Here is a 22203-nt window from a genome sequence, read left to right on the forward strand (position 1 = left end):
TGCGACAAATCTCAATCGCTTCTCCGCGCGAGCCCGTTGGCGAGCGAAGGCGCGCTCTGCTATAGCGGCGCGGACACCATCGTCTCACACCCAGGAACCGAAAACCCATGTCCGTGGATACGGCCACTGTCCGACGCGTCGCCCGTCTCGCCCGCATCAAGGTGAGCGATGAGGAAGCTCTGCGGATGACGCACGAGCTCAATTCCATCCTCGGCTTCGTCGAGCAGTTGAACGAGGTCGACGTGACCGGTGTCGAACCGATGACCGCCGTCGTTTCCACCCGCATGAAGAAGCGCCAGGACGTGGTGACCGACGGCGATATCCCGGAACGCGTAACCGGAAACGCGCCGATCTCCGACGACAACTTCTTCATGGTGCCGAAGGTCGTCGAGTAGCGCGCGCCGCCGCTCCGATCCCGCCCCTCCTCCTCCAGGACATCCAAGCCGTGACCGATCTCACCGACCTGACCATTGCCGAGGCCCGCGACGGGCTGAAGGCCAAGCGCTTCACCGCAACGGAACTGACCGAGGCCTACATCGGCGCCGTCGAGCGCGGCCGGTCGCTTAACGCCTACGTCGTGGAGACGCCGGAGAAGGCGCGGGCCATGGCCCGTGCTTCGGACGAGCGGTTCGCCCGCGGCGAGGAGCGGCCGCTGGAAGGCATCCCGCTCGGCATCAAGGACCTGTTCGCCACCGAAGGCGTGCACACCCAGGCCTGCAGCCACATCCTCGACCGATTCAAGCCCGCCTACGAGAGCACCGTTTCGGCCAACCTCTGGGCTGACGGCGCGGTGATGCTCGGCAAGCTCAACATGGACGAGTTCGCCATGGGCTCGTCCAACGAGACCAGTCACTACGGGCCGGTGACCAACCCTTGGCGCCGGCAGGGCTCCAACGCGACGCTGGTGCCGGGCGGCTCGTCCGGCGGGTCCGCGGCGGCGGTGGCGGCGCGGCTCTGCGCCGGGGCGACGGCCACGGACACGGGCGGCTCGATCCGCCAGCCGGCCGCCTTCACCGGGACGGCCGGCATCAAGCCGACCTATGGCCGCTGTTCGCGCTGGGGCATCGTCGCCTTCGCCTCCTCGCTGGACCAGGCGGGGCCGATCGCCCGCGACGTGCGGGATACCGCGATTCTCCTGAAATCGATGGCCTCGGTCGACCCCAAGGACACCACCTCCGTCGACGTGCCGGTGCCCGACTACGAGGCGGCGATCGGCCAGTCCGTCAAGGGGCTGAAGATCGGCGTTCCCCGCGAGTACCGGCTGGACGGGGTGCCGGCCGAAATCGACGCACTCTGGCAGAAGGGGATCGACATCCTTCGGGATGCCGGGGCGGAGATCGTCGACATCTCGCTGCCGCACACGAAATACGCGCTGCCGGCCTACTACATCGTGGCGCCGGCGGAGGCCTCGTCCAACCTCGCCCGCTACGACGGCGTGCGCTACGGCCTGCGGGTGCCGGGCGACGACATCGTCGACATGTACGAGCGGACTCGTGCGGCCGGCTTTGGCGAGGAGGTGAAGCGCCGCATCCTGATCGGCACCTACGTGCTCTCGGCCGGCTACTACGACGCCTATTATCTGAAGGCGCAGAAGGTCCGCACGCTGATCAAGCGCGACTTCGAGGCCGTCTACGCGAACGGGATCGATGCCATCCTGACGCCCGCCACACCGTCCGCCGCCTTCGCGATCGGCGAGAAGGCCGGCGCGGATCCGGTGGAGATGTACCTCAACGACGTGTTCACCGTGACGGTCAACATGGCCGGACTGCCGGGGCTCGCCGTGCCGGCCGGGCTTTCATCGGAAGGGTTGCCGCTCGGCCTGCAGCTGATCGGACGGCCATTCGACGAGGAGACGCTGTTCCGCGTCGGCAGCGCCATCGAGGCGGCGGTGGGAACGTTCGCTCCGGCGAAATGGTGGTGAAGACCGGGATCTCGCCGGTTCGACCCCGCACTCCGGGGAAGGCGTGGATGTCCAGCTGCCAGGCAGACCCGTTGTACTCCGGCCTGTACAACTGCTGAACACTTGTGCAACTTTTTGGCTAAATTGTCGTTGACAAAAACGACACCTGTTTGCATGCTCCGGCTATCCAGGGCGAGATGTATGGAGTGCGCCAGAAGCGCTTTTCAGGTGTGAGGTTTCCGATGCTGAAGATGGCTGTGATGGCATCATTTGTTGCTGCAGGTCTTCTCGCGAGCGATCCGGCCGGTGCGGCCGGATCCTGCACGACGCCGCTGGCCGGCGGGCAGTGCACGGGGTTCAGCAGCGTGTCGGATTTCTACAGCTACATCTCGGGCACCGGGCTTTTCAGCTCCTTGGCTGGCCTGACCCAAACCCTAGGCTTCGGACAGCTGCCGGGGACCTATTTCTTCACGGCCACGATCAGTGCTGTCACGGCGCTGAACTCCGCGACGACGTCCGTCACCACGACCGGGACCGGTTTCACGGTGCCCGGTTTCATCGCGGACAACTTCAGCGCAAGCAACACGGTTGCCGTTCCCGGGCCGGAACTCGGTGGGCTGTCCGTTGTCGCCGCACTCGCCGCCTTCGGTCTTTATCGGCGGCGCCGGCAGCAGCTGGCCGCCTGAAGCCATCCTACGAGGTCGGGATGCTGGCGGGACGGCGGCTTGCTTCGTGAACCTCAGGCGCTCGGATGCGGGTGGCCGGAGCGGCGGGCGAGAGGTTCGTGAGGGGCGTGCTTTCGGACGACGGAGGTAGCGCCCGTAGCATGTGAACTTGGTAGCCTCTCTTTGCATGTGGTTCAAACGTTTCTGGCCAACCGGCACTCGATGACTTCGGTGTGTAACAGTAATTTGGAGGGTCCATGTTCAGGCAACTCGCTGCTGCAGCCGTTCTGACGTCCGGCCTTGCTGCTACTGCTCCTGCAAATGCTGCAGGGACCTGCACCTTTTCGTTGCCGATAGGGTGCTCCGGCTTCACCAATACGGTCGACTTCTACAATTTCATCAAGACGACCTATTTCCCAATCTGGAGCGGTACGAACCAGACCTTCGGGTTCCTGCAACTGGCTCTTCCCAACCCGCTCGTCATCACCGCTTCCGTCGCCGTTGCGACGTCCGGCCAAGTCTCGACATTCACGACCATCGGCGCGGGCGTGAACGCATTTAACGGCCAGTCCACTTCGATCAACGAAGTCTTCGCCGTTCCGGGTCCGGCGATCGGCGGGTTGCCGGTCATCGCAGGCATGGTCGCCTACGGTTTCTATCGGCGCCGCCGGGCCGTGGCGGCCTGAGGGCGGGACAAGGCTTCGATCTGTCCGATCGGCCGGGGAGAACGCCTCGGCCGATCGTTGTTTTCGCGACCGCGCTCGAAGCGCAGCCACCTTCTGGGGCGGGGCCGTCCTCCGGGCGCAGCGGAGATGCCGCTGCAAACCGCGATTTCCTCGCCGGCCTGATTCGACGGTCGGCCGGCGCCAGACGGGGCGAGGCTGGCGGGATGGGTTGCGACCCTATCGGGCCCACCAGCGGTCGAAAAAATCCTTCGACGGGCAGGGGGCGGGTAAGTTGCTGAAACTACTTCGAACTCAAAATATGGCGGATTCTCGCGGGGTGTGCGGTGCAACCGAAGGACATTTCAACGTGAATCTCGCGTTGACAGACTCAACGGCATTAAACATAAAAGCTAGAGGCGTAGGGTCGTGAGTCCCGGGAGGCCCGGGACTATTGGTGCGGCTCATTTGTTTCTGACAGCAATTGGAGTCAAACAAATGATGAAGACATTGAGCGCAGCCACCGTTGTGGCAGTTGGGCTCCTGAGCTCCGGCTCGGCGTTCGCTCAGGTCGTCAAGGATGGAACCTTCGAGCAGTTCCTTGCGAACGGCACGACTCCGTGGAGCACGGGCGGCAACGCAACCGTCGAGCTGGGTGCCAACGGCAACATCTTCGATTTCGGCCAGATCACGCAGACCCTCACGGATGCCGTGGTGGGGCAGGTCTACAACCTGACCGTTTCGCTCGGGAAGACCAATCTCACCAGCCTCTACGGCACCAACAACTTCCTGTCGGTCTTCTACGGCGGGTCGAACCTCGGCAACTACGTCGCGTCTACGCTGCCGACGACGCTGAGCACCAGCTTCACGGCGATCGCCGGTGGCTCGCTCCGCTTCGTGGGCGACAGCGGCAACGAGTTCGTCTCGTTCACCGTCGACGACGTGAAGATCACCGCTATTCCGGGGCCGATCGCCGGCGCCGGGCTTCCGGTCATCGCGGGGATGATCGCCTACGGCTTCTACCGTCGCCGGCAGCAGATCGCCGCCTGATCCCGCATCCTGGGATCAACGAGTTCATCGGCTGCGGAGCGATCCGCAGCCGATTTCGTTTTCGCGGGCCGCGTCCGTGCGAACCCTTGTCCGGCCGGCGAAAAACCGATATCCGGCGGCTGAAGACCCGTCCCATCCAAGCGAGATCGTTGCCGCCATGACCGCCGCCGTCAGAACGCCCGACCCGAAGAAGTTGATCAAGGGCGCCACCGGCGACTGGGAGGTCGTCATCGGCCTGGAGGTGCATGCCCAGGTCACCTCCCAGTCCAAGCTGTTCTCCGGTGCCTCGGCTGAATACGGCGGGGCGCCGAACGCGCACGTCAGTCTGGTCGACGCCGCGATGCCGGGCATGCTGCCGGTGATCAACGAGGAATGCGTCGCGCAGGCAGTCCGCACCGGTCTGGGGCTGAAGGCGGCAATCAACCCCTATTCGGTGTTCGACCGGAAGAACTACTTCTACCCGGATCTGCCGCAGGGCTACCAGATCAGCCAGTACAAGCAGCCGATCGTCGGGGAAGGCGTGGTGGTCGTCGACCTTGCCGACGGCACGTCGATCGAGGTCGGGGTGGAGCGGCTTCACCTGGAGCAGGACGCCGGCAAGTCGATCCACGACCAGCATCCGACCATGTCCTTCGTCGACCTGAACCGGTCGGGCGTGGCGCTGATGGAGATCGTCTCCAAGCCGGACCTGCGGTCTTCGGAGGAGGCCAAGGCCTATCTCTCCAAGCTCCGGACCATCCTTCGCTATCTCGGCACCTGCGACGGCAACATGGAGGAGGGCTCGCTTCGGGCCGACATCAACGTCTCCGTCCGCAAGCCGGGCGCGCCGCTCGGCACGCGCTGCGAGATCAAGAACGTCAATTCGATGCGGTTCGCGGGTCAGGCGATCGAGTACGAAGCCCGCCGGCAGATCGCGATCCTGGAGGATGGCGGCTCGATCGACCAGGAGACCCGGCTCTACGATCCCGGCAAGGGGGAGACGCGGTCGATGCGCTCCAAGGAGGAGGCGCACGACTACCGCTACTTCCCCGACCCCGACCTGCTGCCGCTCGAACTCGATCCTGCCTGGATCGAGAGCCTCAAGGCACACCTTCCCGAGCTTCCCGATGAGAAGAAGGCCCGGTTCGTCGCCGACTACGGCGTCACCACCTACGACGCCATGGTTCTGACGCTGGAGCGCGCCTCGGCGGACTTCTTCGAAAAGGTTGCCGCCGGACGGGACGGCAAGGCCGCGGCGAACTGGGTGATCAACGAACTGTTCGGCCGCCTCAACAAGGAGGGGCTCGGGATCGAGGAAACCCCCGTTTCGGCCGAACAGCTGGGCGCGATCGTCGACCTGATCCAGGACGGGACCATCTCCGGCAAGATCGCCAAGGACCTGTTCGAGATCGTCTGGACCGAAGGGGGCGATCCGAAAGCGCTGGTCGAACAGCGGGGGCTGAAGCAGGTCACCGACACCGGTGCGATCGAGAAGGCCGTCGACGAGGTCATCGCCGCCAACCCGGACAAGGTCGAGCAGGCCAAGGCCAAGCCGACGCTGGCCGGCTGGTTCGTCGGGCAGGTGATGAAGGCAACCGGCGGCAAGGCGAACCCGCAGTCCGTCAACGATCTGGTCAAGCGCAAGCTCGGCATCGAGTGACCGCGGCGGCCGGTCGGGCCGGGTGAGGATCTTCGTCCGTGGTTCAGGATCCAGCACCGGAGATCGCCGGGACGATCGATTACCAGGGTGTCGACACAGGGGGAGGCGGCCGGATCCGCGCCGCCACGGCCGAGTTCCGGCGCGCCACCTGGGGCCTGTTCAGCGCGGGGTTCGCAACCTTCGCGCTGCTCTACAGCGTCCAGCCGCTCCTGCCTGAATTTTCACGTGAATTCGGTGTGACACCGGCGGTCGCCAGTCTGGCGCTGTCGCTGAGTACGGCCGTCCTTGCGGTGTTCATGCTGATCGCGTCCTCCTTCTCCGACGTGGTCGGGCGGAAGGGGATCATGGTGGTCGCCCTGGCCGCCTCGGCCTTGGCCACGCTGGCCGTGGCGTTCGCTTCGACTTGGCCGCACGTGTTGATCCTGCGGACCTTGATGGGGGCGACGTTGAGCGGACTGCCGGCGGTCGCGATGGCCTATCTGGTGGATGAGGTGGAAAGCGCCGCCGTCGGCCGCGCCATGGGGCTTTACATCGGCGGCAGCGCCTTCGGGGGAATGAGCGGACGGCTGATCATGTCCGTGCTTGTCGATGTGACGACATGGCGGATCGCGATGGCGGTCCTGGGCGCGGTGGGCCTTGCCTGCGCGATCCTACTCTGGAGGGGATTGCCGGCGTCGCGCCATTTCCAGCCGCGAAGGCTTCATCTGACGGCGCTGGCCGCATCGCTCGCAGGCCATCTGCGCGACCCTGGACTGCGGCTGCTCTTCCTGCTGGCCTTCCTTTTGATGGGCAGCTTCGTCACCGTCTACAACTACATCGCCTACCGGCTCCTCGCGCCGCCCTACGGGCTCAGCCAGACCGCGATCGGGCTGATCTTCGCCAGCTACCTGCTGGGCAGCCTCTCGTCGGCGTGGATGGGCGGGCTCGCGGACCGCTTCGGACGGCGTCGGGTGCTCTGGGCCGGCATTGTGATCATGCTGGCGGGAATCCTGATGACGCTGGGCTCCGGCCTCGTCCTCATCGTCGGGGGGATCGCGGTGATGACCTTCGGCTTCTTCGGGGCGCATTCGATCGCTTCGAGCTGGGTCGGCCTGCGGGCCAATGGAGCCAAGGCGCAGGCGTCGTCGCTCTACCTGCTCGCCTACTACATGGGCTCCAGCCTCGCCGGTACGGCGGGCGGTCTTCTCTGGGCGTGGAGCGGATGGCACGGGGTGGTGGCAGGCGTCACCGTCCTGTCGACGGCGGGACTCGCGGTCTCCGTCCTGCTTGCGCGGATCGCGCCTCCGGCGTGGATGAAACCCGGTCCCGGATAGTGATGGCCTAAGTCTGCGTGACTGTTGACCCGACGTTCGAGAGCCCCGCAAAAGGTCGCTTGTCCGGCCCCGAGAACTCTCCGCGCAACGGGATACCACCGCCGCCCCCGTGCTGGGGCAATAGGGCCAGTCGGAGTCCGTACTGTCCGGCGTGATGGGGCTCGCCGATACCGCTCCGTTGTTCCCTGTCGCTCCGTTTTGGCGGGCCAATGGGCTGGCCGACCTGGTGATCGAGAAGACCGCGCCGGCGCTGGCGTCGGCCAGACCTGTCCGATCAGCGGCCGTTCCAACGGCTTCCTTCCCAACGGCTCCGCACTCCGCTAAGACCGCCGCAACCAAATTCGAGCGGCGCGATCCCCGTCCATGAACGTCAACTCCAAGTCCGCCGATGGGCGAGGCGAAGCCGGAAGCGGCTTCTGGACGGCGGTCGACCGTATCCTGGAGCGGTGGTCGTCGCCCGGCTCCGTCGCGCTGGTGTTCTTCGCCTATGGGCTGCTGCACGCGGGGCTGCGCCTCGCCTTCTCGGCGACGCTGCCCTTCGACGACGCGCTTGCCGAGGAAACGCTGCAACGGACCTTCGCGCTCGCCTACCAGGTGCGCAATCCGCCGCTCTGGGAGTGGTTGATCCATCTCCTGCACGGACTGGCCGGACCAGGTCTCACTGCCCACTTGGTGCTGCGCTATGGGCTCATGGTGGCGATCGGCCTGTCGCTCCGGGCGGCGGTCGAGGAGGCCACCGGCGACCGGCGGACCGCTGCGGCGGCCGCCTACAGCCTGTTCGCCTTCTACTGGTTCGGCTGGCACTTCCACGAGTTCGTGACGCACACTCTGCTGCTGATCACGGCCTGCCTCGTACACCTCAGGCTCACCCTTCGCTGGATCAAGGCGCCGGACGGGCGGACGGCCCTGCTGCTGGCGCTGGTCACGGCGGTCGGCCTCATCACGAAGTGGAACTTCACGCTCTATCTGGCTCTGCTCGTCGCGGCCATGGCCCTTCGACCGGAGACCCGGCGGCGGCTGTTCGACGCGCGCCTGCTCGGCATTCTGCCGGCGTCGGCGCTGACGCTGGGTCCGGTCCTCACCGGCATCTCCCAACTCGGCGGCGACGTGGTGGCGATGTCGCGCTCGAACCTGATCGGAACCAAGCCCTATTGGGAGCGGCTGGCTGAAGGGCTGGGCGACGCCGCTGCCAATGTGCCGCTCTTCTTCATGCCGTGGGCGCTGCTCGTCGGAATCGCGCTCTACGGCAGCCGCAAGGTGGACGGCGGGCCGGTGGTCGGCTTTCTCCTCCGGTTCTCGGTTCTGGCGGTGTCGGCACTGGTGATCGGTGTCGCCGTGCTCGGGGTGCGCGAGATCGGGACCCGGTACCTCTATCCGATCGGGCTTCCGATGGTCGTCGCGGCGCTCGCGGTGGTGGCCGCGCGGGGGAGGGGCGTGCGGTCCGGGCGGATCGTGGCCGTCGCCGCGCCGGTGCTGGTCGTTCTGGTGCTGGCGGTCAGGGTGACTGCGCTCGCGTCGCCGGGGTTCACCGAGAAGAACCGGAACCGCAACTACGAGCCCTATGCCGCGGTCGCGATGCGTCTGTCGGAGATGGGCTACGGATCGGCTGCTTTCGTGACGGCCCTCCACCAGGAATCAGGCAACCTGATCGCGGCGCTCCCCGACGCGATGGCGGGATCGGCTGTGACCGTGCGGCTGATGCGTCCGATGAGCTATGCTGCGGAACGGACCTGCGTGCTGTTCTGGAACGCCGGCTACCGCACTCCGGGCAGGCCGGAACCGGACCTTGCATTACCCGAGGCCCTGCTCGCGCTTGCGCCCGACGCGGCGACGCGGACAGCGGTGGACCTGGAGGTTCCCTGGGCGAAGACGCTGCTCGGTTCGCCGCGGGTGGGGGTCTACAGGCTGATCGATCTCGGCCGGAACGCCGAGCCCTGCAGGCAGGTCTTCGGGCCTGTCACCGACAGGTGATCGCGCCGGGACTTCCGGCCGCCACGGGGTGGGGATATTTCTGCGGACAGGCTGACCAGCAGGTCATTCTCGAACGACATGGGAGAGTTGCGGTGAACCAGACGAAGCCGATCGACCTCTACTACTGGCCGACCCCGAACGGGTGGAAGATCACCATCATGCTCGAAGAGCTGGGGGTGCCCTACAACGTCCATTACATCAACATCGGCAAAGGCGATCAGTTCAAGCCCGAGTTCCTCACGTTCTCGCCCAACAACAAGATGCCGGCGATCATCGATCCTGAAGGGCCGGACGGCAAGCCGATCTCGGTGTTCGAATCGGGGGCGATCCTGCAGTATCTCGGCCGCAAGTTCGGACGCTTCTATCCGACCGACGAACGCGCCCGGGTCGACGTCGACCAGTGGCTGTTCTGGCAGATGGGCGGCTTCGGCCCAATGCTCGGGCAGTTCCACCACTTCTCGATCTACGCGCCGGAGAAGCTGCCCTATGCCATCACCCGCTACACCAACGAGGCGCATCGTCTCTACGGCGTGCTGAACAAGCAGCTGGAAGGCCGGGACTACGTGGCTGGCGACTACTCCATCGCCGACATGGCCATCATCGGCTGGGCGAAGCTCTGGGAGCGTCACGAGGTGACGGAAAAGGAGATTCCGAACGTGGTGGCCTGGGTCAACCGGCTGCTTGCCCGTCCGGCCGTCGCAAAGGGGCTCGCGGTCAAGTCCGAAGAGCCGCCGGTGAACCTCGCCGAGGACAAGGAAGCGCAGAAGGTCCTGTTCAACCAGCGCGCCCGCTGACGACGTCCGATCATCGTTGCAACAGCCCGGCCGGGTCCATCCCGTGCCGGGCTTTTCATTGAACGGCGTCTGCTGTCGACGAAACCGTATCCGTTGAGTTTGGTGAATAAATTGTGTACAAATTCAGCAACTTATCGGGACCATCAGATCGTTAGATCGGCTGAATACCGGGATATTTAAAGTAAAAATCCGTTCACCCAGTGTGGCAAGACCCGAGCAATTTTCAGAAAATTAAGCGCGTGGTTTAACAGCCTATTCAAGGAGCAGCGTCACCATCATCTCATCTTCGAAGAACTCGAAGACATTGATCCGACAGACCTAGAGAACCCAGGAACAAGTCGATGATGGCGCGTTTCAACACTGCTTCCGCCGAAATGATTGCCGAAGGTCAGAATGCTTCCGGTGATGTCCTTTTCCAGTTGGGCATCATGTACGCGACCGGGCGGACGGTTCCGATCGACCTGGTGGCCGCGCACAAGTGGTTCAATCTCGCCGCACTCCGCGGGAGCAACGAGGCGGCCCGCTACCGCCGCGAAGTCGCCGAGGAGATGACCGCCGCCGACATCGCCGCCGCGCAGCGCGACGCCCGCGAGTGGCTGTCCCGGCATTGACCGCGGCCGCTTGATCGAGGTTGTCCAAGGTCTCGTGCGCGGTGTTCTTGGCATCGCCGCCCGCGGGTGATATTGCCGCCTTTGTCGAGGGCGCCGACAGTCGGCGTCTGCGGTGAAGGGATCAGCAGGCGATGGACAACGCGTTCATGGCGTCGCAGACGGCGCGGATGATGCTGGAAGTGAAAGCTATCCAGTTCAACGCCGAGACGCCGTTCATCTTCACGTCGGGCTGGGCGAGCCCGGTCTACGTGGACTGCCGCAAGCTCATCTCGTTCCCGCGCCTGCGCAAGCGGATCATGGATTTCGCGGCGGAGAAGATCCTCGCGGAGATCGGCGCGGAATCGCTCGACGCGATCGCCGGCGGCGAGACGGCGGGCATTCCCTTCGCGGCCTGGATCGCGGATCGGCTGGAACTGCCGATGCTCTACGTCCGCAAGAAGCCCAAGGGCTTCGGCCGCAACGCTCAGATCGAGGGCGATGTGCGTGAAGGCGCGCGCGTGCTTCTCGTCGAGGATCTGGCGACAGACGGCCGCTCCAAGCTCCTCTTCACCGACGCGATCCGCAAGGCCGGGTGCAGCGTCGCCCATACGCTGGTCGTGTTCCACTACGGCATCTTCAAGGAGAGCACCTCCGTACTTGCGGAAGAGGGCATCAAGCTCCACGCCTTGGCGACGTGGTGGGACATCCTGGCCGAGGCCCGAGCCTCCGGCGCCTTCCCGGCCGCGACGCTCGACGCGGTGGAGGCATTCCTCAACGATCCGGCGGGCTGGTCCGCGGCACACGGCGGACGGTCGGAGTTCGAGAAGCCCAAGCAGGACGGCTGAGCCCTCCGCCTGCCGCGCACATCTTTTCAAGACCGGCCCGGCTTCCCATATATCGATGTGGCGGGGACGACCCCGCCCCCCATTCACCACCACGCGGCAGGGACGGCCCTCCGGAGCAAAACCAGAGCGTCGTTCCATGTCTTGGTTCGTTCTTCTCGTCGCCGGCCTCCTGGAGGTCGGCTGGGCCATCGGGCTCAAGTACACCGACGGCTTCACACGACCGCTTCCGAGCATTGCAACCCTGGTCGCCATGGCCCTCAGCCTTTTCCTGTTGGCTGTCGCGGTGCGTGACCTGCCGCTCGGAACCGCCTATGCCGTCTGGACCGGGATCGGGACCATCGGCACGGTGATCTTCGGGATCGCATTCCTGGGCGAGCCTGCCGATGTTGTGCGCCTCGGCTGCATCGCCCTGATCGCAGCCGGAATTGCAGGGCTTAAGATCCTGACCTGATCGGTGCGCGGACGGGATGGTCGTCTCTTTGCGCGGCTCAACGGATGCGTTCCGGCAAAAAAAGTCCCTTCGCAGTGAACGATCGACGTTCTTGGACGTTGTCGCATCGTCTCGGGTTCCGTGCCGCTGCTTCGGCACAGCCGGAGCCGGACATGACGCGGTGGTACACTTGGCCCCGGCGCAGGTCGCCGGGGCCCTTTCCGCATGCAGCAAAAACGGGCGCGAACGCCGCGGCGACGCTTATGTTGACGCCGATCGTTCACGGTGTGGAACCAATAGGGCCTCTCGCGCGATGAATGGCCAGAAGGCGGCCGCCTTCGGAACCCAAAAAAGTCGGAGGAAGCTCATGACGCTGGACAACGGGCCGAGGGAGCCCCGCTCGAGTTCCCGAAACACCACGGTGCTGGTCGTTCTGGCGGTGGCGGTGATCCTGGCGATCATCTTCATCTTCGGTTTCGGCGGGACGGATGACACGGTCGACACGACGACGGATGCGCCGGTGAGCGGCGACACCGCAACGCCCCCGGCCACGACCACGCCGGACGCGACGCCTCCGGCCACGACCACGCCGGAGCCGACGACCCCGCCGGCGACCACGACTCCGGAGCCGACTACGCCTCCGGCGACGACGCCCGATACCACGACGCCGGATACGACGACGCCGCCGGCCACCACGCCGGACACCACCACGCCTCCGGCAGGTGGAGCGACGCCTCCGGCCCAGTAACGGTCGGCGGGTTTCCGCAGGATCGATCAGGAGGGGTCACCGCGCCGCGGTGGCCCCTTCTTGCGTTCGCCTAACGAGGACTGGTGTCGCCGAGGATGCGGTCGGCGTCAAAGACGAGGACATGGCTGCAGTCCACGCAGGTGAAGGCGAAGACACGCAGGTATCCGGGCGATCCGAACCACGACACCGGATGATCCTCGTAAAGCAGCGCCAGGGGCTTGCCGTCCTTCGACACGGAGGCGGCAAGCTCCGATCCGCCGCAGGCGGGGCAGCCGAGGGTCCGGCCTTTAGCGCTGAACCGCTCCCGCAGAGCCTCGATCGTCAGTCGTGCCATCGGCGGCACCTCCCGAATTTTCTTCTTGGCGGATCGTCACCGTTCGGCCGCCACTGAACAGACAGACTTTACCGGCGTCAACCACGCCGGATCGTTCAATGGGGCTGGCTTGCGCATTGGTCGCGACGGGGGTGGAAAGCCGGCGCCAAATGCAGAAGAATTGAGCCATTCCGCCAAGGCCGTCCGTTGCCGGCGCGGAGCGGGGGAATCGATGCGACTGCTCCTGGTGGAGGATGCGGAGGACCTTGGTCACGCGATCGAGCGCCATCTCGCACGCGGTGGGCATGTCGTGGAATGGGTGCGCGACGGCGCAGACGCGATCCAGCTGGCCGAGGCCGGAGACTTCGACGCGGTGCTGCTGGACCTCAACCTGCCGGTCCGCTCGGGAACCAGCGTGCTGGAACGCCTGCGCAGTCGCCAGGACCCGACACCGGTGCTGGTGATGACCGCACGGGGCGAGATCGAAGACAAGATCCGTCATTTCCAGCTCGGCGCCGACGACTATCTCGTCAAGCCGTTCGATCTGCGGGAGCTCGATGCAAGGCTTTCGGCGCTGCTTCGCCGCCGACACGGATATTCCGGGGAGCGGATCACCGTCGGCAACCTCCTGTTCGACGCGGAGGGACGCCGCGTCCTCGTCAACGACCAGCTGGTCGAACTCTCGGCGCGCGAGTATCGGCTGCTGGAGTACTTCATCGTCGGGAGGGGCAGGGTGCTCTCCAAGGAGCAGATTCTCGACCATCTCGTCGGGCTCAACGAAGAGATCGGGCTGAACGCCGTCGAACTCTACGTCTCGCGACTGCGCAAGAAGCTGGATGGATGCAGCTTCCAGATCCGTACGATCCGCGGGCTCGGCTACGTGGCCGAGGAGGGCCGATCATGAAGACGGCCCGCAGCTATTCGATCGCGCGCCGGCTTGCGATCGCCGGAGGTGCTTCGGTGGTCGCCTTTGTCGCCGTGATGGCGCTGATCGTGATCTCGTTCTCGGACCGCGCCTCCAACGAGGCCTACGATCGCCTGCTGCTCGCTTCCGCCCAGTCGATCGCCGACGCCATCCGCATCGTCGGGGCGGACCTGACGGTGGACGTGCCGATCTCGGCCTTTTCCATGCTGGCGATCGGGAAGTCCGACCGCATCTTCTATCGCGTGACGGAGGAGCCCTCCTCGGCGATCACCGGCTACGGCGACCTGGCACCCGGTTTCCGCTTCGCGCCCGGTCGCGACGTTGCCTATGCGGACGATGTCTACCTCGGCTTGCCCGTGCGCGTGGCCGCGACGCGCCGGTTGATCAGCGCGGCCGGCGAGCCGCGGCGTGTCGTTGTGCTGGTGGCAGAGACACGGGAAAGCCGGCAGGTGCTGGCTGCGGAGATCCGGACCTACGCGCTGGTGCCGCTGTTCGTCGTCTGCGTGGCGGCGGTGGTGATGATCCCGTTCTCCATCCGGCAGGTGATGCGGCCGATCGCGGCGCTGGAGCAAACGGTGAAGGCGCGAGAGCCGACCGACCTCGGCCCGCTCGACCCGCCCTCGGTGCCGCGCGAGATCGCCCCGCTCGTCGAGGCGCTTGACCACTTCGTGGCACGGCTGAAGGAGACACTCGCGCAGAACCGGGCCTTCATCGACGAAACCGCGCATCAGCTCCGCACTCCGCTGGCAAGCCTGCGCGGCATGGCGGAGGTGGCGGCCAACGAGCAGGATCCTGTCGCGCTGCGCAACCAGATCGCCCGGATCCACCGCAGCGCCGTCTCGGCCGCTCGCATCACCAACCAGCTGCTCGCCGACGCGGCAGTGGCCAATCGGCTGCAGACCGGACGGCGGCAGGCGGTGCGGCTGGACATGCTGGCCGCCGAGGCGGTCAACGACGCGGTGGGCTTCTCCGGTGCGCGGACCATTCGCTTCGACGTGTCGGAGGCGGCGGAGGGGACGCTCGTCGCAGCCGATTCCGCGGCGCTGCGCGAAGCGGTCCGCAATCTCATCGAAAATGCGCTGGTGCATGGAGCCCCTGGGGGAACGGTGGAGGTGACGGTCGAGCGCCCCAATCTCATGATGGCCTCGGTCCAGGTGGCGGATCGCGGGCCCGGCATACCCGCCGAAGAAAAGCCCCGCCTGCTTCGCCGGTTCGAGCGTGGGGCGGGGGCGGGCGAGGGCGGCTCGGGCCTTGGCCTGGCCATCGTGGAGCGGGTCGCGGTTGCGCACGGGGGAACGGTAAGCCTGGAGGATCGCGAAGGCGGAGGGCTGGTCGCGTCCATCCGGCTCCCGGTGCAAGACCCCTATGAGGGAGCATGACGATGACGCGGGAGATGCTCTTCGCGCTGGCCGTGCTCTTCGCCGGCCCCGCGTCGGCCGCCGGCCTGGTGGTGGCCGGATCGACGGACCGCGCGGCGATGGAGCCGCTGCTGGTGGCGTTCCGTGCCGCCAACCCGGACATCGCCGTCACCTACCTGGAGCAGGAAACGGTCGAACTCTACGAGGCGGTGACGAGCGGGTCGCTGCAGCCACAGCCGGATGTGGTGATCTCGTCGGCGGCGGATCTCCAGATCCGCCTCGTCAATGACGGCTACACCCGCAGCCATGCCTCGGACGCGACGGCTCGCCTGCCGGACTGGGCGCGATGGCGCGACGAGGCCTTCGGCTTCACCTTCGAACCGCTGGTGTTCGTGGTCAATCCCGTGCTGCTGCCCGTGGAGAACCGTCCCCGGACGCGGGAGGCGCTGGCGCAGCTGGTGGCGGCAGGAGGCGTGGACGGACCGAAGGTCGCGACCTACGACGTCGGGCAGAGCGGGATCGGATATCTCGCGGCAAGCTTCGACGCGGGCACCATGAGCGACTACTGGCCGTTCGTGGAGCGGACCAGCGGAACCGGCCTGCTGACGGCATGCTGCACGTCACTGGTGCTGGACATGGTGGAGGATGGCCGAGCGCTGGTCGGCTACAACGTGCTCGGGTCCTACGCCCGGGCTCGGGTTGCGGAGGGCGGAGCCGTCGCGATCGTTGAACCGGAGGACTTCACCGTCGCGATCACGCGGGTGGCGATCCTCCTGAAGGACGGGCGGAACCCGCTGCCGGCCAACCGCTTCCTGGACTTCCTCGTGTCGCCGGCGGCACAGGCGACGTTGGGCGACGAGGCGCTCCTGCCGCAGGCTGGCGAAAGCGCGGTTCCCGCGGCGCGGGGACCGGTGCGGCCGATCCCGCTCAATGCAAGCTTGCTGGCGCTGACGGACCCGCTCCGCCGCCGCCAGTTCATCGACCTCTGGCGGTCGGTGACAAGCGGCGGTCCCTGAGCTCCGTCCGAACTCTAGAACAGGCGCGTGTTGTCGAAGGCGTCCGGGCGGATGCCGAGCTTGACGAGTGCGGCGCGGGACGGCTTGCGGCCGGTGTCGATGGCACCGGCGGCCTGGACGGCACCCTCGAAGGCGCCGACCATGTCACGGATGGTGCGGGCGAGAGAGGCGGTACGGCGGGTCAACATCTGGTCCTCGATCCAGCCGGCGCGGGCGCCACGGTGCGGCCCGCCAACATCTCCGGCTGCGCCTAAGATGCGCCTTCGACCGCGCCGGGAGTAGGGCGTGCATCGGATTGCTGCCCTGCAACAAACACATGCATCGAACGAAACGCCAAGTTTCGGGTTCGGTTGGCGGGCCTGACAGGCTCGTGACAGGTCCGCAACCCATGTTCGGCGTGTCCGGGCACGGCAGAGCCACCCGGGGGATGTCAGAGGAGCGGCCCCAAGCCGTGACATCCGCCGGATCTGCCACGCCACGACCAATCGACAGGCGGCTTTTGTCGCCAGGGAGGAATTCAGTGAAGAAGTTCATCATCAGCCTGCTGGCTGCGGGCGCGCTCGCCCTTCCCAGCCTTGCCAACGCAGCGGACTACAAGATCATGGCGCCGGCCGCCCCGGGCGGCGGCTGGGACCAGACCGCTCGCACCATGCAGACGGCGCTCCAGGACGAAGGCATCTCCGGCAGCGTGCAGGTGACCAACGTGCCGGGCGCGGGCGGTACCATCGGCCTGGCGCAGTTCGTCAACCAGGCGAGCGGCGATCCGACGTCGCTGATCGTCGGCGGCTACGTGATGGTCGGCGCGATCCTGACCAACGCCTCGCCGGTGAGCCTCAAGGACGTGACGCCGATCGCCCGCCTGACGGGTGAATCCGAGGCGATCGTCGTTCCCGCCGCTTCCGACATCAAGTCGATGGATGATCTCGTCGCCCAGTTGAAGGCGGATCCAGGCTCGGTGTCCTGGGCCGGCGGTTCGGCCGGTGGCACCGACCATATCGCGGCCGGACTGATCGCCAAGGCGGTCGGGGTCGACCCGACCAAGATCAACTACATCGCCTACTCCGGCGGCGGCGAAGCGCTCGCGGCCATCCTCGGCGGCCAGGTGACGGCCGGCATCTCCGGCTACGGCGAGTTCGCCTCGCAGGTGGAAGCCGGCGCGCTGCGGCTAATCGCAGTGTCCGGCGACACGCGGATCCCGGGTGCCGACGCGCCGACGCTGAAGGAAGCCGGCGTCGACGTGGTGCTGCAGAACTGGCGCATGGTCGCCGCCGCGCCGGGTCTCTCCGACGAGCAAAAGGCCGCGGTGACTGCCGACATCGAGAAGATGGCGAAGTCGAAGTCCTGGCAGGACGCGCTGGCCGCCAAGGGCTGGGCGGACACCTTCCTCGCCGGTCCGGCCTTCGAGGAACAGCTTGCCAAGGACATCACGGCCACCGAGGGCATCCTCAAAGACATCGGCCTGGTGAAGTGATGTCGGAGCTCGGCTCCCAACGCGACGAGCGCCGCCCTGATCGGGCGGCGCTGGTCATCGCGGCCGGGCTGGCAGTGCTGTCGGGCGTGATCTTCTGGAACACGGCCAGCATCGGCACGGCCGGCAGCTATGCCCGGATCGGGCCGACCGCGTTTCCCTATGCGATCGCAGGGGCGTTGCTGCTGATCTCGATCGGCACCGCGCTCCGCGCGTGGCGCGGCCATTTCCCGGTTCGGGAAGCCGACGAGCCGGCGCCGATCCTGTGGATCGTGGGCGGGCTGGCGGCGCAGATGCTGCTCCTCAAGGTGGCGGGGTTTGCGATCGCGACCGGCATCCTGTTCGCGTTGACGGCACGCGGCTTCGGACGGGGACCGCTGTGGATGACGCTGCCGATCGGCATCGGCCTGTCGCTGGCGATCTGGCTGGTGTTCGCCCGCCTGCTCCAGCTCTCTCTTCCCGCTGGCCCCCTCGAGCGTCTCTTCCTTTGAAGGCTGCGCCATGGACACCTTTTCGCTTCTGGCCGGAGGCCTGCTGACGGCTCTGCAGCCGATGAGCCTGGTCTACGCGTTCATCGGCGTGCTGCTCGGCACGGCGGTCGGCGTGCTTCCGGGCATCGGGCCGGCGCTGACCGTCGCCCTCTTGCTGCCGGTCACCTACAAGCTCGACCCGGCGGGATCGCTGATCATGTTCGCCGGCATCTACTACGGCGGCATGTACGGCGGCTCGACCACGTCGATCCTGCTCAACACGCCGGGTGAAAGCGCGTCGATCATCACGGCGCTGGAGGGCAACAAGATGGCCCGCGCCGGCCGCGGCGGCCCGGCGCTGGCCACGGCGGCGATCGGATCGTTTATCGCCGGGCTCGTCGCCACCATCGCGCTCGCCTTCCTGGCCCCCACCGTTGTGAAGCTGGCTCTGAGTTTCGGGCCGGCGGACTATTTCGCGCTGATGGTGCTGGCCTTCGTCACGGTTTCGGCGGCGTTCGGGTCCTCCGCCCTGATGGGTCTGACGTCGCTGTTCATCGGGCTGACGCTCGGGCTCGTCGGGATCGACCTGCAGACCGGTCAGGCACGGCTCGCCTTCGGCGTCCCGGACCTGCTTGACGGCATCGAGGTCACCACGCTCGCCGTGGCGCTGTTTGCGATCGGCGAGACGCTGGCAGTTGCCGGTGCCGGCGCGCGGGCGCCCGACAAGATCGAGCCGGTGCGCGGTTCGGTGTGGATGACGGCCGCGGACTGGGGACGCTCGTGGAAGCCGTGGCTGCGCGGCACCGCGATCGGCTTTCCGATCGGTGCGATGCCGGCCGGCGGCGCGGAGATCGGCACGTTCCTCTCCTATGCGGCGGAGCGGCGGCTGACCAAGCATCCCGAGGAGTTCGGGCACGGCGCCATCGAGGGCGTCGCCGGGCCGGAGGCGGCCAACAACGCCTCGGCGGCGGGTACGCTCGTGCCGCTGCTGACGCTCGGCCTGCCGACGTCCGCGACGGCGGCGATCATGCTGGCGGGATTCCAGCAGTTCGGGCTGCAGCCGGGGCCGCTGCTTTTCATCAACAGCCCGCAACTCGTCTGGGGCCTCATCGCCAGCCTCCTGGTCGCCAACTTCATGCTGCTGATCCTCAACCTGCCGCTGGTGGGGCTCTGGGTGCGGCTCCTGGCGATCCCGCGGGCCTGGCTCTACGCCGGAATCCTGACCTTCTCGACGCTTGGCACGATCGGCGCCAACCCGTCGCAGGTGGAACTCGGGATGCTGCTCGGCTTCGGCCTGCTCGGATATGGGCTCCGGCGTTTCGGCTACCCGATCGCGCCGGTGGTGATCGGCCTGATTCTCGGACCGCTCGCCGAGCAGCAGCTGCGGCGGGCGCTCGCGATCAGCCAGGGCGATCTCCTGGTTCTCGTCCAGTCGCCGCTGGCGATCGCGCTCTACCTGATCGCGGCCGCCGCGCTGCTCATACCCCTCGTCATGCGCCTGCGCGGACGAGGCGAGGTCCTCAACCAGCTCGCGGCGGACGAGGACTGATTGACAGGATCGCCGCCGGCCTTCATAGCCGGCGGCGCGCGGCCATCCGGCCGCTCTCGTGCCAGGCCGGGCCCCTCTGGCAGCGCTCCCTGCGCTGCGATGTCGGACTGGAAATCAGACAAGACAGGCTCGACGGAATTACCGTGGTGGAGACCGCCAGCCCTCCTGGCGGAATGGGCGTCCGACGAGCCGACCCCTCAATGACGGAAGGGTTGGCACATCCATGGAAGTGTTTACGAGTGAGGGCTTCGCAGCCCTCCTTCAGGTGATCGCGATCGACCTTGTGCTTGCGGGCGACAATGCGATCGTGATCGGCCTCGCCGCGGCGGGGCTGCCCAAGGACCAGCGCAACAAGGCGATCCTGATCGGCATCATCGCTGCGACGGTGCTGCGCATCGGCTTCGCCGCGGTCACCACCCAACTGCTGCAGATCCTCGGCCTCTTGCTGGTCGGCGGCATTCTGCTGCTCTGGGTCTGCTGGAAGATGTGGCGTGAGCTGAGCACCAGCCATGCCGACGAGGTGAACGCCGAGGAGGCGCTCGCCAACCAGGACCTCAACGCAGATGGAACCGTGGCGGGCGGAGCGCCACGCAAGACCTTCGCGCAAGCGGCCTGGCAGATCGTGGTGGCGGACGTGTCGATGTCGCTCGACAACGTGCTGGCCGTGGCCGGCGCCGCGCGGGACCACCCGACGGTGCTGATCATCGGCCTGGTGCTCTCCATCGCGCTGATGGGTCTGGCGGCGAGCTTCATCGCCCAGCTGCTGCAGAAGCATCGCTGGATCGCCTACGTCGGCCTGGTCATCATCCTCTACGTCGCGCTGGAGATGATCTACCGCGGCAGCATGGAAGTCCTGGCCGCGACCTGACGGGCCGGCCCCAGATATCCGTGCCGACATGCAAAAGCCCCGGGCCGATGGTCCGGGGCTTTTCGTTGACGGGGCTATCCGAACGGATCAGGCGCCGAACTCGTCCTCGCGCGGGATGCGGCCCTGCGGGGTGTAACGGTCGACGGCCTCCGGGAGAGTCCGGGAAAGGCGCGCCAGCAGTTCGTCCCGCGACAGACCTGTCTGTTCGCTGAGGTCGGCCAGGGTATCGTCGCCGATGGCCTGCTCCAGTTCGGACGGGGCGAGTTCGCGGTTCGGCCCGGTGCCGACCCAGCTGTCGGCGACATCGCCCTTGCCGTTGCGGCGGAACTGCTCGACAAGGTCGCCGAGACCGCCGCTGAGCACGCCGCCGGGGCTGCTCTGGCTGCCGCCGAGAGCGCCGGTGAGGCCACCCAGGATCGATCCGAGCCCCCCGCCCGAGGCGCCGGCCGGATTGGCGCCGCCGGAGCCGGTCCGCGACTGGCCGAGATACTCTGCGATCTTGTCGCGGTTCTGATAGCCGGCCACGGCCAGCAAGCCGAGCAGTGCGGTCATTGACGGAAATCCACGTGCCATTTCTACCTCCATCGGGTTGCTGGACGAACGGCCGCGACGGCGGAATGGTTCCTGCATGCTATGGGTTGGGCGCGACGACTGCGGTGGGGGAGACCGATGGCCAGAGCTTCAAACAGACCCGGTGCGGACCGGCAAGGCGGGTGCGGGGCGTCACGCGCCGAGCGGCAGCTTCCGCTTGACAACTTCGGTGTGCGGCTCCTTAACTGGTCTACTGTATGGACCAGTAGGTCAGTGAAGGTTCAGCGATGACCTCCCGCCGTACTCTTTCCGTGCTGAAGCAGATGCCCGAACTGCGGGACGGCGTGTCGCGCCAGACCGTACGGGACATCGTGGCCGACAAGATCGCCTCGCTGATCGCTTCGGGCATTCTCCAGGTCGGCGATGCCCTGCCGAGCGAACGCGACCTCGCCGCGGCGTTCCAGGTGAGCCGGGAGACCGTGCGTGGTGGCATCCAGATCCTCGCCGCGCGCGGCGTGATCGAAGTCTGGCAGGGCGCGCGGACGCGGGTGGTCAGCGCCGACGTCGCGCCACTGGCTTCGGGGCTTCGCGAGCCACGGCTGATCAACAGCTACGACCTGGATTCGATCCACGCTGCCCGGCTCCTGGTCGAGAGGCAGGTGGTGGCCGACGCGGCCGAGCGCATGGACGCGGCGACGCTCGCCAAGCTTGACGCTTCGCTCGCCGAGCAGAGGGCGGCTCTCGACGAGCCGGTCCGCTTCCTGATCTGCGACCGCGAGTTCCACCTCTCGATCTACAAAAGCTGCGGGAACCCGGTGCTCGGCGATTTCGTGAGCGACCTCTACAGCTACATGATGGAGCACCGCCGGGTAGCGGTGTCGAAGCCGGGGTCGATCCAGAAGAGCTTCGACGACCACGTGCTGATCGTTGAAGGCCTCCGTGCCCGCGACCCCGCGGCCGTCGTGGCCGCCTTCGACATCCACCTGGACCGGATCTACACCACCACGCGGTCGCTGCTCGTTGCCGACGATCGCGTTTCGCAGCATGAGGCGGCGGGTTAGGGCGGATGCCCTGCACGTCGTCGCCCTGTCCTCCCGC

Annotated in this window: 24 protein-coding genes; 21 read left to right on the forward strand and 3 right to left on the reverse strand. The window is 66.7% G+C overall.

The annotated features are described in order from the left end of the window. The first annotated feature begins 107 nt into the window (after nt 1–107). The 13 genes from gatC to HZ321_RS16785 all read left to right on the forward strand — a co-directional run bounded on the left by gatC (nt 108) and on the right by HZ321_RS16785 (nt 12607). A complete protein-coding gene (gene gatC, locus HZ321_RS16725; RefSeq protein ID WP_181703542.1) occupies nt 108–395 on the forward strand; it encodes an Asp-tRNA(Asn)/Glu-tRNA(Gln) amidotransferase subunit GatC in 288 nt (95 codons plus the stop codon). Between the two features lie 50 nt (nt 396–445). Then, nucleotides 446–1921: an Asp-tRNA(Asn)/Glu-tRNA(Gln) amidotransferase subunit GatA gene (gene gatA / locus HZ321_RS16730; RefSeq protein WP_181703543.1), complete on the forward strand. Its 1476-nt coding sequence runs from the start codon at nt 446–448 to the stop codon at nt 1919–1921. Between the two features lie 221 nt (nt 1922–2142). Beyond that, the gene (locus tag HZ321_RS16735; RefSeq protein ID WP_181703544.1) at nt 2143–2586 is read left to right on the forward strand and encodes a hypothetical protein; all 444 of its coding nucleotides are present in this window, start codon (nt 2143–2145) and stop codon (nt 2584–2586) included. Between the two features lie 236 nt (nt 2587–2822). Beyond that, the gene (locus HZ321_RS16740) at nt 2823–3251 is read left to right on the forward strand and encodes a hypothetical protein (protein WP_181703545.1); all 429 of its coding nucleotides are present in this window, start codon (nt 2823–2825) and stop codon (nt 3249–3251) included. Between the two features lie 474 nt (nt 3252–3725). Continuing rightward, nucleotides 3726–4277 carry a hypothetical protein gene (locus HZ321_RS16745; protein ID WP_181703546.1) on the forward strand — a complete coding sequence of 184 codons (552 nt, stop codon included), beginning with the start codon at nt 3726–3728 and terminating at the stop codon, nt 4275–4277. 157 nt (nt 4278–4434) lie between these two features. Next, nucleotides 4435–5916 (forward strand): Asp-tRNA(Asn)/Glu-tRNA(Gln) amidotransferase subunit GatB, encoded by a 1482-nt coding sequence (gene gatB, locus HZ321_RS16750; protein ID WP_181703547.1) that lies wholly within the window; start codon nt 4435–4437, stop codon nt 5914–5916. Between the two features lie 74 nt (nt 5917–5990). Continuing rightward, nucleotides 5991–7229, forward strand: coding sequence for an MFS transporter (locus HZ321_RS16755; protein WP_425305416.1), 1239 nt, complete (start codon nt 5991–5993; stop codon nt 7227–7229). Nucleotides 7230–7592: 363 nt separating this feature from the next. Then, nucleotides 7593–9200, forward strand: a complete 1608-nt coding sequence (locus HZ321_RS16760; RefSeq protein WP_181703548.1) for a glycosyltransferase family 39 protein — start codon at nt 7593–7595, stop codon at nt 9198–9200. 92 nt (nt 9201–9292) lie between these two features. Further along, nucleotides 9293–9994: a glutathione S-transferase N-terminal domain-containing protein gene (locus HZ321_RS16765; RefSeq protein WP_342343869.1), complete on the forward strand. Its 702-nt coding sequence runs from the start codon at nt 9293–9295 to the stop codon at nt 9992–9994. 341 nt (nt 9995–10335) lie between these two features. After that, nucleotides 10336–10605 carry an SEL1-like repeat protein gene (locus tag HZ321_RS16770; RefSeq protein ID WP_425305414.1) on the forward strand — a complete coding sequence of 90 codons (270 nt, stop codon included), beginning with the start codon at nt 10336–10338 and terminating at the stop codon, nt 10603–10605. Between the two features lie 131 nt (nt 10606–10736). Further along, nucleotides 10737–11429, forward strand: a complete 693-nt coding sequence (locus HZ321_RS16775; RefSeq protein WP_181703549.1) for an orotate phosphoribosyltransferase — start codon at nt 10737–10739, stop codon at nt 11427–11429. A gap of 136 nt (nt 11430–11565) precedes the next feature. After that, nucleotides 11566–11880 (forward strand): quaternary ammonium compound efflux SMR transporter SugE, encoded by a 315-nt coding sequence (gene sugE / locus HZ321_RS16780; RefSeq protein ID WP_181703550.1) that lies wholly within the window; start codon nt 11566–11568, stop codon nt 11878–11880. A 346-nt stretch (nt 11881–12226) separates the two neighbouring features. Continuing rightward, a complete protein-coding gene (locus tag HZ321_RS16785) occupies nt 12227–12607 on the forward strand; it encodes a hypothetical protein (protein WP_181703551.1) in 381 nt (126 codons plus the stop codon). 70 nt (nt 12608–12677) lie between these two features. Here HZ321_RS16785 and HZ321_RS16790 read toward each other — a convergent pair whose 3' ends face one another. After that, complete coding sequence (locus tag HZ321_RS16790) at nt 12678–12941, reverse strand: hypothetical protein (RefSeq protein WP_181703552.1); 264 nt, start codon at nt 12939–12941, stop codon at nt 12678–12680. 211 nt (nt 12942–13152) lie between these two features. On the opposite strand from HZ321_RS16790, the gene HZ321_RS16795 reads away from it, so the two are divergent. From HZ321_RS16795 to HZ321_RS16805, 3 genes are read left to right on the forward strand one after another with little or no spacing between them, the layout of a single operon-like run. Then, nucleotides 13153–13824 carry a response regulator transcription factor gene (locus tag HZ321_RS16795; protein WP_181703553.1) on the forward strand — a complete coding sequence of 224 codons (672 nt, stop codon included), beginning with the start codon at nt 13153–13155 and terminating at the stop codon, nt 13822–13824. Beyond that, a complete protein-coding gene (locus HZ321_RS16800) occupies nt 13821–15224 on the forward strand; it encodes a sensor histidine kinase (protein ID WP_181703554.1) in 1404 nt (467 codons plus the stop codon). The genes HZ321_RS16795 and HZ321_RS16800 overlap by 4 nt, the downstream gene beginning before the upstream one ends. After that, on the forward strand, nt 15221–16219 hold the full coding sequence (locus HZ321_RS16805; protein ID WP_181703555.1) for an ABC transporter substrate-binding protein: 999 nt from the start codon (nt 15221–15223) through the stop codon (nt 16217–16219). The genes HZ321_RS16800 and HZ321_RS16805 overlap by 4 nt, the downstream gene beginning before the upstream one ends. A gap of 14 nt (nt 16220–16233) precedes the next feature. Here the strand turns inward: HZ321_RS16805 and HZ321_RS16810 are convergent, their stop codons facing one another. Continuing rightward, complete coding sequence (locus tag HZ321_RS16810) at nt 16234–16407, reverse strand: hypothetical protein (protein WP_181703556.1); 174 nt, start codon at nt 16405–16407, stop codon at nt 16234–16236. Nucleotides 16408–16739: 332 nt separating this feature from the next. On the opposite strand from HZ321_RS16810, the gene HZ321_RS16815 reads away from it, so the two are divergent. From HZ321_RS16815 to HZ321_RS16830, 4 genes are all read left to right on the forward strand, one after another. After that, nucleotides 16740–17690: a tripartite tricarboxylate transporter substrate-binding protein gene (locus HZ321_RS16815; protein ID WP_181703557.1), complete on the forward strand. Its 951-nt coding sequence runs from the start codon at nt 16740–16742 to the stop codon at nt 17688–17690. Beyond that, nucleotides 17690–18178, forward strand: coding sequence for a tripartite tricarboxylate transporter TctB family protein (locus HZ321_RS16820; protein ID WP_181703558.1), 489 nt, complete (start codon nt 17690–17692; stop codon nt 18176–18178). The genes HZ321_RS16815 and HZ321_RS16820 overlap by 1 nt, the downstream gene beginning before the upstream one ends. 10 nt (nt 18179–18188) lie before the next feature. Beyond that, nucleotides 18189–19706 (forward strand): tripartite tricarboxylate transporter permease, encoded by a 1518-nt coding sequence (locus HZ321_RS16825; protein WP_181703559.1) that lies wholly within the window; start codon nt 18189–18191, stop codon nt 19704–19706. 223 nt (nt 19707–19929) lie between these two features. Beyond that, the gene (locus HZ321_RS16830; RefSeq protein WP_181703560.1) at nt 19930–20574 is read left to right on the forward strand and encodes a TerC family protein; all 645 of its coding nucleotides are present in this window, start codon (nt 19930–19932) and stop codon (nt 20572–20574) included. A gap of 87 nt (nt 20575–20661) precedes the next feature. On the opposite strand, the gene HZ321_RS16835 is transcribed toward HZ321_RS16830, so the two are convergent. Next, nucleotides 20662–21147: a YidB family protein gene (locus tag HZ321_RS16835; protein WP_181703561.1), complete on the reverse strand. Its 486-nt coding sequence runs from the start codon at nt 21145–21147 to the stop codon at nt 20662–20664. 245 nt (nt 21148–21392) lie between these two features. On the opposite strand from HZ321_RS16835, the gene HZ321_RS16840 reads away from it, so the two are divergent. Next, nucleotides 21393–22166 (forward strand): FadR/GntR family transcriptional regulator, encoded by a 774-nt coding sequence (locus HZ321_RS16840; RefSeq protein WP_244635948.1) that lies wholly within the window; start codon nt 21393–21395, stop codon nt 22164–22166. The last annotated feature ends 37 nt before the right edge of the window (nt 22167–22203 follow it).

The sequence above is a fragment of the Chthonobacter albigriseus genome (assembly GCF_013839445.1).
GTDB lineage: Bacteria > Pseudomonadota > Alphaproteobacteria > Rhizobiales > Pleomorphomonadaceae > Chthonobacter > Chthonobacter albigriseus.

Bases quoted from the DNA above. Each gene is read 5' to 3' on its own strand.
- gatC (WP_181703542.1), top strand. From the start codon at position 108: ATGTCCGTGGATACGGCCACTGTCCGACGCGTCGCCCGTCTCGCCCGC.
- HZ321_RS16735 (WP_181703544.1), top strand. From the start codon at position 2,143: ATGCTGAAGATGGCTGTGATGGCATCATTTGTTGCTGCAGGTCTTCTC.
- HZ321_RS16740 (WP_181703545.1), top strand. From the start codon at position 2,823: ATGTTCAGGCAACTCGCTGCTGCAGCCGTTCTGACGTCCGGCCTTGCT.
- HZ321_RS16745 (WP_181703546.1), top strand. From the start codon at position 3,726: ATGATGAAGACATTGAGCGCAGCCACCGTTGTGGCAGTTGGGCTCCTG.
- gatB (WP_181703547.1), top strand. From the start codon at position 4,435: ATGACCGCCGCCGTCAGAACGCCCGACCCGAAGAAGTTGATCAAGGGC.
- HZ321_RS16760 (WP_181703548.1), top strand. From the start codon at position 7,593: ATGAACGTCAACTCCAAGTCCGCCGATGGGCGAGGCGAAGCCGGAAGC.
- HZ321_RS16770 (WP_425305414.1), top strand. From the start codon at position 10,336: ATGATGGCGCGTTTCAACACTGCTTCCGCCGAAATGATTGCCGAAGGT.
- HZ321_RS16775 (WP_181703549.1), top strand. From the start codon at position 10,737: ATGGACAACGCGTTCATGGCGTCGCAGACGGCGCGGATGATGCTGGAA.
- sugE (WP_181703550.1), top strand. From the start codon at position 11,566: ATGTCTTGGTTCGTTCTTCTCGTCGCCGGCCTCCTGGAGGTCGGCTGG.
- HZ321_RS16785 (WP_181703551.1), top strand. From the start codon at position 12,227: ATGACGCTGGACAACGGGCCGAGGGAGCCCCGCTCGAGTTCCCGAAAC.
- HZ321_RS16790 (WP_181703552.1), bottom strand. From the start codon at position 12,941: ATGGCACGACTGACGATCGAGGCTCTGCGGGAGCGGTTCAGCGCTAAA.
- HZ321_RS16795 (WP_181703553.1), top strand. From the start codon at position 13,153: ATGCGACTGCTCCTGGTGGAGGATGCGGAGGACCTTGGTCACGCGATC.
- HZ321_RS16800 (WP_181703554.1), top strand. From the start codon at position 13,821: ATGAAGACGGCCCGCAGCTATTCGATCGCGCGCCGGCTTGCGATCGCC.
- HZ321_RS16805 (WP_181703555.1), top strand. From the start codon at position 15,221: ATGACGATGACGCGGGAGATGCTCTTCGCGCTGGCCGTGCTCTTCGCC.
- HZ321_RS16810 (WP_181703556.1), bottom strand. From the start codon at position 16,407: ATGTTGACCCGCCGTACCGCCTCTCTCGCCCGCACCATCCGTGACATG.
- HZ321_RS16820 (WP_181703558.1), top strand. From the start codon at position 17,690: ATGTCGGAGCTCGGCTCCCAACGCGACGAGCGCCGCCCTGATCGGGCG.
- HZ321_RS16825 (WP_181703559.1), top strand. From the start codon at position 18,189: ATGGACACCTTTTCGCTTCTGGCCGGAGGCCTGCTGACGGCTCTGCAG.
- HZ321_RS16830 (WP_181703560.1), top strand. From the start codon at position 19,930: ATGGAAGTGTTTACGAGTGAGGGCTTCGCAGCCCTCCTTCAGGTGATC.
- HZ321_RS16835 (WP_181703561.1), bottom strand. From the start codon at position 21,147: ATGGCACGTGGATTTCCGTCAATGACCGCACTGCTCGGCTTGCTGGCC.
- HZ321_RS16840 (WP_244635948.1), top strand. From the start codon at position 21,393: ATGACCTCCCGCCGTACTCTTTCCGTGCTGAAGCAGATGCCCGAACTG.